13 protein-coding genes are annotated in these 15,205 nt (G+C 62.4%); 8 read left to right on the forward strand and 5 right to left on the reverse strand.

Translation table 11 applies throughout. The features are described from left to right. Positions 1-301 precede the first annotated feature (301 nt). From D460_RS0129790 to D460_RS0129810, 5 genes are all read left to right on the forward strand, one after another. Positions 302-856 carry an invasion associated locus B family protein gene (locus D460_RS0129790; protein ID WP_018902274.1) on the forward strand — a complete coding sequence of 185 codons (555 nt, stop codon included), beginning with the start codon at positions 302-304 and terminating at the stop codon, positions 854-856. 416 nt (positions 857-1,272) lie between these two features. After that, on the forward strand, positions 1,273-2,508 hold the full coding sequence (rlmN, locus tag D460_RS0129795) for a 23S rRNA (adenine(2503)-C(2))-methyltransferase RlmN (protein WP_018902275.1): 1,236 nt from the start codon (positions 1,273-1,275) through the stop codon (positions 2,506-2,508). A 108-nt stretch (positions 2,509-2,616) separates the two neighbouring features. Further along, positions 2,617-3,573, forward strand: coding sequence for an ABC transporter substrate-binding protein (locus D460_RS0129800; protein WP_018902276.1), 957 nt, complete (start codon positions 2,617-2,619; stop codon positions 3,571-3,573). 243 nt (positions 3,574-3,816) lie between these two features. Continuing rightward, on the forward strand, positions 3,817-4,698 hold the full coding sequence (locus D460_RS0129805) for an ABC transporter permease (protein WP_026283698.1): 882 nt from the start codon (positions 3,817-3,819) through the stop codon (positions 4,696-4,698). Continuing rightward, the gene (locus D460_RS0129810) at positions 4,695-5,489 is read left to right on the forward strand and encodes an ABC transporter ATP-binding protein (RefSeq protein WP_018902278.1); all 795 of its coding nucleotides are present in this window, start codon (positions 4,695-4,697) and stop codon (positions 5,487-5,489) included. Before D460_RS0129805 ends, D460_RS0129810 begins: the two co-directional genes overlap by 4 nt. A 59-nt stretch (positions 5,490-5,548) precedes the next feature. Here D460_RS0129810 and D460_RS0129815 read toward each other — a convergent pair whose 3' ends face one another. Then, entirely contained in the window at positions 5,549-6,190 is a 642-nt protein-coding gene (locus D460_RS0129815) for a LysE family translocator (RefSeq protein ID WP_018902279.1), read from the reverse strand. A gap of 98 nt (positions 6,191-6,288) precedes the next feature. Then, complete coding sequence (locus D460_RS0129820) at positions 6,289-7,140, reverse strand: SDR family NAD(P)-dependent oxidoreductase (protein WP_018902280.1); 852 nt, start codon at positions 7,138-7,140, stop codon at positions 6,289-6,291. A 205-nt stretch (positions 7,141-7,345) separates the two neighbouring features. Here D460_RS0129820 and D460_RS0129825 point away from each other — a divergent pair, with 205 nt between their 5' ends. Continuing rightward, positions 7,346-8,569, forward strand: coding sequence for an argininosuccinate synthase (locus D460_RS0129825; RefSeq protein WP_018902281.1), 1,224 nt, complete (start codon positions 7,346-7,348; stop codon positions 8,567-8,569). A 344-nt stretch (positions 8,570-8,913) separates the two neighbouring features. Here D460_RS0129825 and D460_RS0129830 read toward each other — a convergent pair whose 3' ends face one another. Beyond that, on the reverse strand, positions 8,914-10,098 hold the full coding sequence (locus D460_RS0129830) for a multidrug effflux MFS transporter (protein WP_018902282.1): 1,185 nt from the start codon (positions 10,096-10,098) through the stop codon (positions 8,914-8,916). 195 nt (positions 10,099-10,293) lie between these two features. Then, complete coding sequence (locus D460_RS0129835; protein ID WP_018902283.1) at positions 10,294-11,292, reverse strand: serine hydrolase; 999 nt, start codon at positions 11,290-11,292, stop codon at positions 10,294-10,296. A 163-nt stretch (positions 11,293-11,455) separates the two neighbouring features. Between D460_RS0129835 and D460_RS0129840 the strand changes: the two genes are divergently transcribed. Further along, the gene (locus D460_RS0129840) at positions 11,456-12,097 is read left to right on the forward strand and encodes a LysE family translocator (RefSeq protein WP_018902284.1); all 642 of its coding nucleotides are present in this window, start codon (positions 11,456-11,458) and stop codon (positions 12,095-12,097) included. Between the two features lie 31 nt (positions 12,098-12,128). Here D460_RS0129840 and D460_RS0129845 read toward each other — a convergent pair whose 3' ends face one another. After that, on the reverse strand, positions 12,129-12,560 hold the full coding sequence (locus D460_RS0129845) for a hypothetical protein (protein ID WP_018902285.1): 432 nt from the start codon (positions 12,558-12,560) through the stop codon (positions 12,129-12,131). 230 nt (positions 12,561-12,790) lie between these two features. On the opposite strand from D460_RS0129845, the gene D460_RS0129850 reads away from it, so the two are divergent. Then, entirely contained in the window at positions 12,791-14,869 is a 2,079-nt protein-coding gene (locus D460_RS0129850; protein WP_018902286.1) for a M3 family metallopeptidase, read from the forward strand. The last annotated feature ends 336 nt before the right edge of the window (positions 14,870-15,205 follow it).

Below are 15,205 nucleotides of genomic sequence, written 5' to 3' on the forward strand. Positions count from 1 at the left end.
CCTTGACGGATTTCCACTCCTTATTCACGTACATCGGTTTTTCGAAACGTCAAACTCTTGCCGTTATCTTTATGTCTTAAATTCCTTAAGAGCGATGGTTTCAGATCATTTCCGGACTACATCATCCCGAGCGTTAATCCGGCGCTCAACATTGACACCCGGGTGGAAATGGCACAGGCACGGACTTCTCGCGGCCTGCGTTGACGCTTTGGTAACCTGAATTAAGTCAAAATAAAGCAGATCGTGATTATGCGCCGCCCGCTCGCTCGGGCTCGAATCGCAAGAACCGGCAGGAATATCCATGTTTGTAAAAAGTACCGTACTCGCCCTTTCCCTCGTTCTCGCCGGCGCCGGCATCGCATCCGCACAGTCCAAGAAGCCCGCAGCCGCCGCGCAGCAGCCAGCCGCCGCCGCTTCCACCGCGCCGACCCGCATTCAGCAGTTCCAGGCATGGGGCGCCTATTCCTACAAGCAGGGCAACAGCACCGTCTGCTACGTCCTCTCGGTGCCGACCGAAAAGAAGCCCGCCGGCATCGACCATGGCGAGAACTTCTTCATCGTCTCGCAGCGCCCGGGCCAGAACATCTCCTACGAGCCGCAGGCGATGATGGGCTACACCGTCAAGGACGCCTCGAAGATCAACGTCGTCATCGACAACAAGACCTTCGTGATGTTCACCAAGGACAAGGCCGGCTGGGTCGAGAACGCCGCGCAGGAGCCGGCACTGGTCGCCGCCATGAAGGGCGGCCACTCGATGACCGTCAACGCCACCTCGCGCAAGGGCACGGCAACGTCCTACAGCTATTCGCTGGCCGGCATTTCCGCTTCGCTGAAGCAGATCGAAAGCTGCAAGTAAGGTCTGATTTTGGGTGGAGAGGTGGTGCTTTGCGATCGGTTAGGTCGCGCCCGGAGCCCCCTCATCCGACCCTTCGGGCCACCTTCTCCCCGCTGGGGCGAAGGGAAGATGGAGCGAGTGGCCGGCTCCCAAGTCTCTTCTCCCCAGCGGGGAGAAGGTGCCGGCAGGCGGATGAGGGGGCCACCCGGCATGCCGCTAAACATGTATTCCCCCACACCCCATCCCCTTGCGCCGGCCTTCGTCGTTTCCATCTATAGTGACGGATGGCAAAAATGATGCTAAAGGCGCGCACAACAGCGGATGGATCGCGGCTTGGCCGCCAAGTTCCGCATTCACTTTCTGCCTTCATGCCCGCTCCGCCCGCCAGTCATTCGGACTATCGGGAGGATCGCATGTTGAATTCGGGATTAGATTAAATGTCCGTCATGGATGCGATGACCGTTCTCAAGCCCGCAGGCAACCAGCCGGCGCGCGGCGAAGCATTGCCGAAGCCGTCGCTGATCGGCCTCACCCGCGAGGAGATGGGCGCCGCGCTGCGCGAAAAGGGCGTGCCGGAAAAGCAGATCAAGATGCGCGTGGCGCAGCTCTGGAACTGGATCTATGTGCGCGGGGTCTCCGACTTCGACCACATGGCCAATATCTCCAAGGACATGCGCGAGACGCTGAAGACGCATTTCACGATCGCTCGGCCCGAGATCGTCGAGGAGCAGGTCTCCAACGACGGTACCCGCAAGTGGCTGCTGCGCTTCCCGGCGCGCGGCGCTGGTCGTCCCGTCGAGATCGAGGCGGTCTATATTCCCGAAGAAGGCCGCGGCACGCTCTGCATTTCCAGCCAGGTCGGCTGCACGCTCACCTGTTCCTTCTGTCACACCGGCACGCAGCGCCTGGTGCGCAACCTGACGGCGGAAGAAATCCTGTCGCAGCTCTTGCTCGCCCGCGACCGGCTCGGCGACTTCCCCGATCGCGAAGCGCCGCAGGGCACGATCATGCCGGCCGAGGGCCGCAAGGTCAGTAACATCGTGATGATGGGCATGGGCGAGCCGCTCTACAATTTCGACAGCGTCAAGCAGGCACTCCTGATCGCCACCGACGGTGACGGATTGTCGCTCTCCAAGCGTCGCGTCACGCTCTCGACCTCGGGCGTCGTGCCGGAAATCTTCCGCACCGGCGACGAGATCGGCGTCATGCTGGCGATCTCGCTGCATGCGGTGCGCGACGACCTGCGCGACATCCTGGTGCCGATCAACAAGAAGTATCCGCTGAAGGAGCTGATCGACGCCTGCCGCAAGTATCCGGGGCTCTCCAACGCCCGCCGCATCACCTTCGAATATGTGATGCTGAAGGATGTCAACGACAGCCTGGAGGACGCCAAGGGGCTGATCCAGCTGCTCAAGGGCGTGCCGGCGAAGATCAACCTCATTCCGTTCAACCCCTGGCCGGGCACCAACTACCAGTGCTCCGACTGGGCGCAGATCGAGAAATTCGCCGATTTCATCAACTCGGCCGGCTATGCCTCGCCGATCCGCACGCCGCGCGGCCGCGACATTCTCGCCGCCTGCGGCCAGCTGAAGTCGGAATCGGAGCGCATGCGCAAGACCGAACGACTGGCCTTCGAAGCGATGATGATCGCCAACCACGGCTCGGATGACTGATGTTTGCGCGAGTGATCAGCAAGTTTGATCCTCTCAGCATCTTCTAATGATTGATTTTAAGGGCCGCTTTTTCTACAAGCGGCCCAAAATCATAATTGGAGGATACCCATGCGTTCTGTACTGCTCGCTGCCGTGGCTGCGACCCTTGCCCTTTCCCTTCCCGCAAAAGCCGAAGACGTGACCGTTGCGGTTACCGCGATCGTCGAACATCCGGCGCTCGACGCTGCCCGCAAGGGCGTTCTCGACATGCTGACGGCTGCCGGCTACAAGGAGGGCGAGAACCTGAAGTTCGTGTTCCAGTCGGCGCAGGGCAACCCCGCGACCGCAGCCCAGATCGCCCGCCAGTTCGCCGGTGACGGCCCCAACGTCATCGTTCCGATCTCGACCCCTTCGGCGCAGGCCGTGGTTTCCTCCACCCGCGACATCCCCGTCGTCTTCACCGCCGTGTCCGATCCGCTCGGCGCGCAGCTGGTCAAGAACATGGACAAGCCCGGCGGCAACGTCACCGGCCTTTCCGACATGTCGCCGGTTGCCGAGCATGTGGCGCTGATCAAGGAAATCCTGCCGAACGCCAAGACGATCGGCTACCTCTACAATTCCGGTGAAGCGAACTCCGTGTCGCTGCTCGCCGTGCTGAAGGTCGAGGCTGAAAAGGCCGGCCTCAAGGTCGTCGAATCCGCCGCCACCAAGTCCGCCGAAGTGCAGGGTGCGGCCCGCGCGCTCGTCGGCCGCGCCGATGCGATCTACGTGCCCACGGACAACACGATCATTTCTGCGCTCGAGGGTGCCGTGGCCGTTGCCGAAGAAGCCAAGCTGCCGCTCTTCACCGCTGATACGGATTCCGTCTCGCGCGGCTCGGTCGCCGCTCTCGGCTTCAACTACTACGACGTCGGCAAGCAGACCGGCGAAATCGTCGTTCGCATCCTGAAGGGCGAGAACCCCGGCGATATCCCGGTCAAGGTCGCCGCCGGCAGCGATCTCGTCATCAACAAGGGCGCGGCCGCCAAGATGGGCGTGACACTGCCTGAGAGCGTGCTGAAGCGCGCGACGAAGACGATCGACTGATACAGTCAACTATAGAGACCTGAATGATCAGCCGCTCCCGTTTGCACGGGGGCGGCTGATCGCATAGAGATGAAGACCCTCTCTGGCCTGCTGGCCATCTCCCCCACAAGGGGGGAGAAGACCCGTGGCACCCGCCTGCCCCAATCGTGGTAGAGCGGATCGGCTGGGTTAAGCCCTCCCCCTTGTGGGGAGGGTTGGGAGGGGTCTTTCGCCACGGAAACAGCACAAGAAAGGGCAAAAGCCTTGAGTCAGATCGCATTCTGGGGAGCCGTGGAGCTGGGGTTGGTCTATGCCTTCGTCGCGCTCGGCGTTTACCTCGCATTCCGTGTGCTCGATTTTCCGGATCTGACCGTCGACGGCTCGTTTCCGCTCGGCGCCGCCGTCACCGCGGTGCTGATCATTGCCGGCGTCAATGCCTGGCTGGCGGCGCTGATCGCCATGGCGGCGGGGGCTGCTGCCGGCATGGTCACCGCCATGCTCAACGTGCGCTTCAAGATCCTCAACCTTCTTGCATCCATCCTGACGATGATCGCGCTGTTTTCCGTGAACCTGCGCGTCATGGGCAAGCCGAACGTGGCGCTGATCAATGCCGATACGATGATCAGCCCGTTCTTCGGCCATGGCCTGCGTGATTTCTACGTGCGTCCGCTCTTCGTCGGCGTGCTTGTTGTCATCGCCGTCATCGTCGTCTGGCGCTATCTCGAAAGTGATTCCGGTCTGGCGATGCGCGCGACCGGCGCGAACGCCCGCATGGCCCGCGCCCAGGGCGTCGATACCAACCGCCAGATCTATCTCGGCATGGCGATCTCCAATGCGCTGGTGGCGCTCGGCGGCGCGCTGTTTGCGCAGACCAACGGCTTCGCCGACGTGACCTCGGGTGTCGGCACCATCGTCGTCGGTCTGGCCGCCGTCATCATCGGCGAGACGCTGCTTGGGAAGCGCGGCCTCTTGATCGCGCTGATCGGCTGCGTCATCGGCTCGATCCTCTACCGCATCGCCATCCAGCTGGCGCTTTCCAGCGACGTGATCGGCCTGCAGGCCTCCGACCTCAATTTCGTCACCGCCGTCCTGGTCACGGTGGCGCTCATCCTTCCCCGCCTGCGTCGCGGAGGTGCCTCGTCATGATCTCGCTCAAGGATATCAAGGTCGTCTTCGGCAAGGGAACGCCGCTGCAGAAGCAGGCGCTGAATGGCGTCAACCTGACGATCGAGGAAGGCTCGTTCGTCACCGTCATCGGCTCCAACGGCGCCGGCAAGTCGACGCTGCTTGGCGTGCTCGCCGGCGATGTGCTGGCGAGCGAAGGACAGGTGATGATCGGCCACACCGACGTGACCCGCAAGCCGACCGCGGCGCGCGCCGGCCTCGTCGCCCGCGTGTTCCAGGACCCGCTGACGGGAAGCTGCGGCGCCTTGTCGATCGAGGAGAACCTGGCGCTGGCGGCACGTCGCGGCGAGCGGCGCGGGCTGACCTCGGCGCTCGGGCCACGCCGGCGCGAGCATTTCCGCGAACGCATCGCCGAGCTTAATCTCGGGCTCGAAACGCGCATGAAGGACCGCATGGATCTTCTCTCCGGCGGTCAGCGCCAGGCGATCTCGCTTGTGATGGCGACGCTTGCCGGCTCCGAGGTGTTGTTGCTCGACGAGCATACGGCGGCCCTCGATCCCGGGATGGCCGAGTTCGTGATGGGCCTCACCGACCGCGTGGTCTCGGAGCGCAAGCTGACGACGCTGATGGTCACCCACTCCATGCGCCAGGCGCTGGACTATGGCCACCGCACCATCATGCTGCACGGCGGCGAGATAATGCTCGACGTCTCCGGCGACAACCGCAAGGACCTGCAGGTCGAGGACCTGATCGACATGTTCCGCAAGATGCGCGGCCAGACGCTCGACGACGACGCGCTGCTGATCGGCTGATATCAGGCATTACTTCGACCTCGGGACCGCCAAGCGCTCCCGGGGTTTTATTATTGATGTCAGCGTGCCTGGGTGAGCAGGATCTTCGCGGCGAAGACGGAGAAGACGCCGGCGAAGGTGTAGTCCATCCCGCGCAGCACCTTCCTGTTGTTCTGCAGCCAGCCGGCCAGCCAATCGGCGGCGAAGACGACGGCGGCGTTGACGGGCATGCCGATCAGGATGAAGCAGAATCCGAAGAAGATCAGCTTTTGCGTCACCGTGGGATCACCGGCGCTGACGAACTGCGGCAGGAAGGTCATGAAGAAGATGATGACCTTGGGGTTCAGAAGGTTGACCCAGAAGCCGGAGGAGATGTTGGCCAGCGGCGTAGCCTTGGCCTCGTCAACCTTCTTGATCGACAGCTTCGAGCCGTAGCGCACCGCCTGGATGGCAAGCCAGAGGAGATAACCGGCGCCGCCCGTCTTCAGGATCAGGAAGGCGGTGGGCGAGGCGGTGATCAGCGCCGAGATACCGAAAGCGACGAGCATGGTGTGGACGACGATGCCGAGGCTGGTGCCGAGCACCACGAAGAGCGCAGCCTTGGTTCCCTGTGCCAGCGATCGGCTGATCGACAGCGTCATGTCGGGGCCGGGCGTGGCGGCCAGCAAAAGCGTGGCGGCGGCGAAGGCGAGAAGCGTCGGCAGGCTCGGCAGAAAATCCATGGCACACTCGTAAAGCCGGATATGAAAGCAATGTCTCATATCCGGCTTTCCAGGAATGCACCAATCAAACCTTCTAATAGGCCCGATCGCTTCAGTTCTTACTTGGCTTCCAAAAACGCCTTGAAACGATCGGCATAATCGGGATGCCAGCGCGACAGCGGCGGGCGATTCTCGATGATGTCGCCGACGGCCCAGGCCATGCGGCGCTCGTCGACCGGGCGGGCGACGTCGTTATCGGGGCAGAGGATATAGAAATCACCCTTCTCGAGGCTCTCGATCATGAAGTCGACGGTCTGCTCGGCCGTCCAGGCAGCGGCCGGCTTCTCACCGCCAAAACCCTTGGAAAGGCCGGTGAAGACGAAGCCGGGGATCAGGAGGTGAGCGGAAAGCTTGCCGCCCTCGGTGTTGCGCAACTCGTGCTCCAGCGCCTCGGTGAAGACCTTCACGCCCGCTTTGGAGACATTGTAGGCCGGGTTGCCGGGAGGCGTGGTGATGCCCTGCTTGGAGCCGGTGTTGATGATCAGGCCCGGTTCGCCATGGGCGAGCATCTTGGGGCCGAAGGCGCGGGTACCGTTGACCACGCCCATGAGGTTGACGCCAAGGATCGCGTCCCAGCCGCTGTCGTCGCTGAAGATCGAGGTTTCCGGGCCGATGCCGGCATTGTTCATCAGCACATGCACCTTTCCGAAGCGTTTCGTGACCTGACGCTCGAGAGCCTGCAGCGCCGCCTTGTCGGAGACGTCGGTCTCGACGGCCAAGACATGGTCGTCGCTCGAAACGGCCGCGATCGCCTTTGCCGCTGTCGCCAGACGGTCGGTGCCGAGATCGGCGATGACGACGTTCATGCCCTTGCTTGCGAAGTGCTTGGCGGCCGCCAGGCCAATGCCCGAGGCGCCACCGGTGATGACGGCGACGTTGGAGGGCTTGATGATGTTGGTGAGATCGGTCACGGCTTGGCCTTTCGCCTGGGATTGTTCGCTCGCAGCCAGATATGGTAATCTCGAAGGGCAAGTCAAACCACGGGCAAAGCCGAACCGGCGGGAACTTCCGCGACGTCCTTGCCCTTGCGTCCGGCGTCAATCTCGCTAAAAGTGCCCGGCGATACCGGGTCTTGCGGCTGGCCGCGACCCTCCTGGCACAACGGATCTCATCATCATGGCATCGCACAAAGACGTAAAGAAAGTCGTCCTCGCCTATTCCGGCGGTCTCGACACCTCGATCATCCTGAAGTGGCTGCAGACCGAGCTTAACGCCGAAGTCGTCACCTTCACGGCCGACCTCGGACAGGGCGAAGAGCTCGAGCCGGCGCGCAAGAAGGCCGAGATGCTCGGCATCAAGGAGATCTACATCGAGGACGTGCGCGAGGAATTCGTGCGCGATTTCGTCTTCCCGATGTTCCGCGCCAATGCAGTCTATGAAGGCGTCTATCTGCTCGGCACCTCGATCGCCCGCCCGCTGATCTCCAAGCACCTGATCGACATCGCCAAGAAGACCGGCGCAGACGCGATTGCCCACGGCGCCACCGGCAAGGGCAACGACCAGGTTCGCTTCGAGCTTTCGGCCTACGCGCTGAACCCCGACATCAAGATCATCGCTCCCTGGCGCGACTGGTCGTTCAAGTCGCGTACCGACCTGCTCGCCTTCGCCGAAGCCCACCAGATCCCGGTTGCCAAGGACAAGAAGGGCGAAGCGCCGTTCTCCGTCGACGCCAACCTGCTGCACTCCTCTTCCGAGGGCAAGGTTCTGGAAGATCCTGCTGTCGAGGCTCCCGAATACGTGCACATGCGCACGATTTCGCCGGAAGCCGCACCCGACAAGGCCACCATTATCAAGGTCGGCTTCGAAAAGGGTGATGCCGTCTCGATCAACGGCGTGCGCATGAGCCCGGCGACGCTGCTCGCAGCGCTGAACACCTACGGCCGCGACAACGGCATCGGCCGTCTCGACCTCGTCGAGAACCGCTATGTCGGCATGAAGTCGCGCGGCGTCTACGAGACCCCCGGCGGCACGATCCTGCTGTCCGCTCACCGCGCGATCGAAAGCATCACGCTCGACCGTGGCGCGGCGCACCTCAAGGACGAGATCATGCCGCGCTACGCCGAGCTGATCTATTACGGCTTCTGGTTCTCGCCAGAACGCGAAATGCTGCAGGCGCTGATCGACAAGAGCCAGGAGCATGTCGAGGGCGAAGTGACGCTGAAGCTCTACAAGGGCAACGTCATGGTCATCGGCCGCGAAAGCGACAAGTCGCTCTACTCCGACACGCTCGTCACCTTCGAGGACGACCAGGGCGCCTACGACCAGAAGGACGCCGCCGGCTTCATCAAGCTCAACGCGCTGCGCCTGCGCACGCTCGGCAAGCGTAATCTGGGCAAGTAAGCGGCATCTGCCGGTTTGGTTTCGAAAGGCCCGCCTCGTGCGGGCCTTTTTGTATTTGGGGGCGGCGGGTATATTTTATCGCTTATTCAATAGGTTGCCGGTGATCGCCCCACCCTCCGCCGTCATCCTCGGGCTCGTCCCGAGGATCTAAGCACGTTGCCCGGAACGCGACGTCAATGGATGTTTGGCGACGAGGAGCGGCATTGTGGAGGGGAGTGCCAAGTGTCCACTCACCTTGAACTCGTGGAGGCGTGGTTAGATCCTCGGCACAAGGCCGAGGATGACGCCAGTGGAGGTGTTTGCGCTTTTACTTCAATGGTTTATCGGCGGCTAGCTCCTCGCCTTCACTCCCCCAGACTGGAATGCGACACCCTCGCTGCGCGGCGGGTGGCCTTCAGGAACCAGAGGTAGCTTGCAATCGCGATCAGAGCCATCACCGGGATGATGGTGCCGAAGGCCATCAGGGGCGCACCGATCAACGAGGCGATCAGGCCGCCGGTGAAGCCGCCGCCCATCTGGATGAAGCCCATCATCGCCGAGGCGGAGCCGGCGATGTGCGGGAAGGGGTAGAGGCCCGATGTCGTCATGTGCGGGGTGAGGAAGGCGAGGCCGAAGGCCAGAAAGGCGACCGGGCCCATGATCGAGAGGTAGCTCGGTGTCACCAGCGCTACCGAGAGCGCGATCATGATGCCGGAGAGGCCGAGCAGGGCAAGGCCAGCGCGGACGGAGCCGTCGCCGCCGAGCCTTGCCGAGGTCATCCTGAGGACGACGGAGCCCAGGAAATAGGATCCGGATTGCATCAGCATGCCGAGGCCGAAGGCGGTCGGCGAGAGGCCGACGACCTTGATCAGGATGAAGGGGAGCATCGTCGCCTGGGCGTAGAGCGCGCCGATCGAGCCGCCGAGCACCAGCGAGGCGGAGATGAAGCGCGGTTCGCGGGCGAGTTCGGCATAGGCCTGCAGCAACGGGCCGGGCAAAGCGCGGCGGCGGTCTGGCGTGCTGGTCTCGCGCATGAAGACGAGGACCGAGAGGCAGATCATCAGGCCGAAGCCGATGAGCAGGAAGAAGACCGATTGCCAGCCGAAGGCGGCGAGCGCGAGGCCCCCCACGGTCGGCGCAATGGCAGGGCCGATGGCGATCATGATGCCGATCAGGTTCATGATCCTGGAGGCGTCGGCGCCGGTGAACTGGTCGCGGACGATGGCGCGCGCCACGGTAATCCCGACCGAGGCGCCGATCCCCTGGATCAGGCGGCCGGCGAGCAGCCATTCGATGCCGGGCGCAAACGCCGAGAGAAGGCTTCCGACCATGTAGATGCCGACGAAGAGGAGCGTCGCGGCGCGGCGGCCGAAGGCATCCGACAGCGGGCCGGCGAGCAGTTGGGCGATCGAGAAGCCGGCGAAATAAAGCGACAGCGTCAGCTTGATCGCTGAATCCGTCGTGTGAAAGGCGCCCACCAGCTCCGGCATGGCCGGCGTGTAGATCGACATGGAGATCGGGCCGAGGGTGGCAAGCAGCGCGCCGAGCATGCTCGTTCGCCTTGCGCTCATCCGGAATGGGGGCATGCGGGTACTCGATTGGCTGGTGGCGGAAGGTGGCAGCTGCTGTTTTGGCGCAAGCGACGGGATGTCGCAATGCCGAAAATGCTGCCTGTCGTCTCGCCTGTTGTGTCGCGGAGGGGGCTCGGCCAGGTCTTCGATGCCGCCACCGTCAGCAAGGCCGAACTAGCGCCGCATCTCTTTGGCTGCGAGGATCTGGCGCAGGATATGTCCCATGCGCGCATGGCTGATGCCGTGATCCACCTTGGCCGATCTATGGACGACGACGAGATCGAGCGCGGGGAGAACAATGATATACTGTCCTCCTGCTCCGCTGGCATAGAAGATCGGCACATTCGTGCTGATGTCGTCGCTGGGAGCATTGGCCTCGGTCGTCCACCACAGATAGCCGTAGCCGCGTCCGCCGCCGATTTGCGAATGAGGACGCATACTGTCGCGGACCCAGTTTCGAGGCACGACTTGCGTCGAGCCCCATCGCCCTTCTCGAAGATAAAGCAGGCCGACCCGCGCAAGATCGCGGGCCGACAGACGCATCTTGTAGACCGGATGGCGGGACTCGGGACCCTCGTGAAAGCGGCAGTCTTCCTGCCTGTAGTCCTGCATGCGCAAAGGCCGGGCGACGCGCGATTCGAACGCCTCGAATACGGTTTGGCCGGTCTGCTGTTTCAGGATGGTTCCAAGGACATTGAAATCCCAGTTGTTATAGAACCAGTGGCTTCCCGGCCGGTAATGTCCGCGCGGCGGGCGGCCCTGTTCGGTGTCGTAGACCGAAGGCAGGTAAACCCCTGATTGGGCTTTCAGAAGGTCGAGCACCGTGGCTGTTTTCTCCGTGGCTGTCAGGCCCACCGTGTCGTCGATGTTCAGCTCACCCAAGGTTGCGCCCGGATCGATCTTGTTCTCCGCGATGAACATTCCGTACAGCATGCTGATCAGGCTCTTTCGAACGGATGCTATGCTGGATGTCTGCTCGACATCGCCCCACTGAAAGACGAGGTTGCCGGCTTCAACGACCATGAGCGCAGTCGTGCGCCCATCGGCGAGGTCTTCGGAAAGGCCGGCGAGATGCTCTTTCGACCAGCCCTCAGGATTGGGTGGCGCTTGCTCCCATTCGTCCCCTGGAATGGTGGCTTCTCCCTCAGGTGGCGACGGTGGCATTGCGGTCATGATATCCTCAATCGGCACGTGCTATAGGTCGAAGCATATCGTCGTCGGCGCTTCGCACAAATCGTTTCCGCGTGTCGCCTGCCGAAATTGTGCCGCTCCTATCGCGCCCGCTTGACGTCCCCGCCACACCGCATAATCTCGGTCTTTTCACGGGGGATTCTTCATGACGCAATCGCTGCTCGCGGGCGCCTTTCTGGCTGCACTTCTTTACGTGCTCATTCCCGGGCCGGCGTTTCTGGCGCTGCTCGGGATCGGGGCCGGGCAGGGGCGGAAGGCGGGGGCGCAGTTTGTCTGTGGGCATCTGGTCGGCGATACGCTGTGGGCGTCGCTGGCGTTGGTGGCGATCATCGGCGCCAAGACGATCGGGACCTTCGTGTTCGATGCGCTGGGGCTCGCCTGCGGCTTCTATCTCGCCTGGATCGGCTGGAACGCGTTTCGCGCCAAGCCGAAGGGCGAGGGGCAGGCGCTGATGGTTGTCGAGCGGCCGTTCCGGCGCGGGCTGATCTTCGGTGTTACCAATCCGAAGGGCTATCCGGTGGCGCTGGCGACATTCACGGCGCTGGTGGCGGGCTCGGCGAGCGCCCTGCAGTTTCAGACGCTGCCGGTACTGCTTGCCGTGTCGTTCCTCGGCTTCATCGTCGCCGACATGATCCTGATCGCGATTGTCGGCACGGGCGCGGTGCGACGGTTCTATCGCGCGCATGAGCGATTGATCGTGCGCTGCTCGGGCGTGCTATTCATGGGGTTTGCCGTGCAGGCTCTGCTGCATGCGACGCCGGGGCTGATGGGGTGGCGCAAGGCCTGATCGGCCTGCGCAGTGCGCAATCGCTATCGCGTCAGACGTCGAGGAAGCTGACGACCGATTTCAGGGTCTTCACCGTCTCGGGATCACCGATCGACATGGCGATCTGCAGCTGGTCCTTGTAATAGTCCCGGAAGTTGAAGCTGGTGCCGTCGGTGACGTCGGAGAGATCGAGAATGTTGCCTGACGGGTCGATGGTATGCATCGGCAGCGGTTCGGAGATCGCCGCATAGGTGTCCTGGTCGAGCGTGCCGTTGTCGAAATTCTGGCGCGCGTGGTTGCGCAGATCGGCGGCGGTAATAGACGAGAAATCGGGTTGCGCTGCTGTCGCCTCGTCGATCCTGAAGGTCGATGACGCATTCGAAGCCGAGCTGAAAGTTTCGGTCAAGCTGTTGTTAAATTGCGAATTATCGGAATATTTTCGGAACGATAAATTCGGCGAAAACCGCAGTGATGTGATTTCCATTGCCTGCATCCACGATTAAAAAAGATTAAGCGAAAATACCGTGTGCGCCGCACAATCGTCAATCGTTAACAAATAGTTAATTCTTATATAGCATTTTTAGGGATCAACTTCTCGTATAGGTGGCGCGGCCGCTCGCTCAAGGTGGCGATACCAATCGCCGTGCTGCCTTCCTATATTGGTCTCCGAGACAACACGCCCGCCAAACAAGCCCGCCAAACAAGGATGTCCGTATGCCCGCCACCAACCCCGCTCTCACCGACTGGAACGGCCTCAATGGTCTGCCGCGCTTCGAGGCGCTGAATGACGGCGATTTCGCGCCGGCTTTCGATGCGGCCCTTGCCCGGCACGAAGAGGAGATCGATGCGATCGCCGGCAATCCCGAAGCGCCCACCTTCGACAATACGATCGTGGCGCTGGAGCTTGCGGGTGACGATCTCTCGCGGGTGTCGGCCCTGTTCTGGAACCGCGCCGGCGCGCATACCAATGACACGATCCAGGCGCTGGAGCGGGATATCTCGCCGAAGATGTCGCGGCATTATTCGAAGATCGGCATGAATGCGGCGCTCTTTGCGCGCATCGACACGCTGTGGGAAGCGCGCGAAACGCTCGGGCTGACGCTGGAGCAGACGCGGGTGCTGGAGCGGCACTGGAAGGGCTTCGTCAAGTCGGGCGCCAAGCTTGAGAAGGCCGAGCAGGAAAAGCTCGCCGGCATCAACGAGAAGCTTGCTGGCCTCGGTACGCAGTTCGGCCAGAATGTGCTCGCCGACGAGAAGGGCTGGGCGCTGATCCTGGATGATGGCGACGATCTCGCAGGCATTCCCGAATTTCTCAAGGACGCGATGGCGGCGGCGGCGCGCGAGCGCGGCGAGGACGGCAAGTTCGCGGTGACGCTGTCGCGCTCGATCATCGAGCCGTTCCTGACCTTCTCCGAGCGCCGCGAGCTGCGCGAACAGGCGTTCAAGGCCTGGGTGGCGCGTGGCGAGAATGACGGCCCGTCGGACAATCGCGGCATCATCCGCGACACGCTTCAACTCCGCGGTGAGGTGGCGAAGCTGCTCGGCTACGGCAATTTCGCCGAGCTGAAGCTCGACAACACCATGGCGAAGACGCCGGATGCGGTGAACGATCTTCTGAAGAAGGTCTGGGTGAAGGCGGTGAAGCGGGCCGGCGAGGAAGAGGCGGATATCGCGAGGCTGATCGCCGACGAGGGCAAGAACCACGAGGTCATGCCCTGGGACTGGCGATTCTACGCCGAAAAGATCCGGGCCCAAAAGTTCAATTTCTCAGAGGCGGAGCTGAAGCCCTATCTGCAGTTGGAAAAGATCATCGACGCCTGCTTCGACGTGGCGGGGCGGCTGTTCGATATTCACGCGGTGGAGAAAAAGGGCGTTGCCGCCTATCACCCCGATGTCCGCGTCTTCGAGATCCGCGATCGCGACGAGAAGCTGGTGGCGATGTTCCTCGGCGATTATTTCGCCCGCTCGTCGAAGCGCTCGGGCGCCTGGATGAGCGCGTTCCAGTCGCAGCACAAGCTGCCGCTGAAGAATGGCGCCGAGGGCGAGCTGCCGATCATCTACAATGTCTGCAACTTCGCCAAGCCGGCCGAGGGCAAGCCGGCGCTGCTTTCGCTTGATGACGCCCGCACGCTGTTCCACGAGTTCGGCCATGCGCTGCATGGCATGCTCTCCAACGTGACGTATCCCTCGGTGTCTGGCACTGGCGTGTCGCGCGATTTTGTCGAGCTGCCGTCGCAGCTTTACGAGCACTGGCTGACGGTGCCTGAAATCCTCAAGCAGTACGCCGTGCATTTCGAGACCGGCAAGCCGATGCCGCAGGTCCTGCTCGACAAGGTGCTGGCGGCGCGCAGCTTCAATGCCGGGTTCAACACGGTGGAATTCACCTCGTCGGCGCTTGTCGACATGGCGTTCCATACGCGGGACGAGGTGGACGATCCGATGGCGGTGCAGGGTGCGGTGCTGAAGGAGCTCGGTATGCCGAAGTCGATGGTGATGCGCCATGCCTCACCGCACTTCCAGCACATCTTCGCCGGCGGTTATTCGGCCGGTTATTACTCCTACATGTGGTCGGAAGTGCTCGACGCCGATGCGTTTTCGGCCTTCGAGGAGACGGGTGATGCGTTCAATGGCGAAATAGCTAGGAAATTGCGCGATCACGTTTATTCGGTGGGCGGGTCGGTCGATCCGGAGGATACCTACCGGGCATTCCGTGGCAAGCTGCCGAGCCCGGATGCGATGCTGGTGAAGCGTGGGCTGGCGACGTTCGAGGAGTTGGCGGGGAGTGATGCCTGAGGGGGTGGGGGGCTCTTGCGGTTGAGTTGATAGCCGTTTGGCCTTTGTGGGTGGGATACCCCCCTCTGCCCTGCCGGGCATCTCCCCCACAGGTGGGGAGATCGGCTAGACGCAGCCGCTCGCTCCGACTTCAATTGTTTGGCGTAGAGCTTAACCACGAGTCGATCTCCCCCCTTGTGGGGGAGATGTCCGGCAGGACAGAGGGGGGTGATGCTTGCCGCAGCGTTAGCAAGCGACGGCTGCTCGGATAGCCAAGCGAGGCGCGAATCCCACCCATCCCAACACAAAACTGTCGCCAAACCTTCGGAAAACCGTCATGGCGGCGTCAAGTGGGTG

Source organism: Rhizobium sp. 2MFCol3.1 (assembly GCF_000377565.1).
In the GTDB taxonomy this organism is placed as follows: Bacteria; Pseudomonadota; Alphaproteobacteria; order Rhizobiales; family Rhizobiaceae; genus Rhizobium.

Bases quoted from the DNA above. Each gene is read 5' to 3' on its own strand.
- D460_RS0129790 (WP_018902274.1), top strand. From the start codon at position 302: ATGTTTGTAAAAAGTACCGTACTCGCCCTTTCCCTCGTTCTCGCCGGC.
- rlmN (WP_018902275.1), top strand. From the start codon at position 1,273: ATGTCCGTCATGGATGCGATGACCGTTCTCAAGCCCGCAGGCAACCAG.
- D460_RS0129800 (WP_018902276.1), top strand. From the start codon at position 2,617: ATGCGTTCTGTACTGCTCGCTGCCGTGGCTGCGACCCTTGCCCTTTCC.
- D460_RS0129810 (WP_018902278.1), top strand. From the start codon at position 4,695: ATGATCTCGCTCAAGGATATCAAGGTCGTCTTCGGCAAGGGAACGCCG.
- D460_RS0129815 (WP_018902279.1), bottom strand. From the start codon at position 6,190: ATGGATTTTCTGCCGAGCCTGCCGACGCTTCTCGCCTTCGCCGCCGCC.
- D460_RS0129825 (WP_018902281.1), top strand. From the start codon at position 7,346: ATGGCATCGCACAAAGACGTAAAGAAAGTCGTCCTCGCCTATTCCGGC.
- D460_RS0129830 (WP_018902282.1), bottom strand. From the start codon at position 10,098: ATGCTCGGCGCGCTGCTTGCCACCCTCGGCCCGATCTCCATGTCGATC.
- D460_RS0129835 (WP_018902283.1), bottom strand. From the start codon at position 11,292: ATGACCGCAATGCCACCGTCGCCACCTGAGGGAGAAGCCACCATTCCA.
- D460_RS0129840 (WP_018902284.1), top strand. From the start codon at position 11,456: ATGACGCAATCGCTGCTCGCGGGCGCCTTTCTGGCTGCACTTCTTTAC.
- D460_RS0129845 (WP_018902285.1), bottom strand. From the start codon at position 12,560: ATGGAAATCACATCACTGCGGTTTTCGCCGAATTTATCGTTCCGAAAA.
- D460_RS0129850 (WP_018902286.1), top strand. From the start codon at position 12,791: ATGCCCGCCACCAACCCCGCTCTCACCGACTGGAACGGCCTCAATGGT.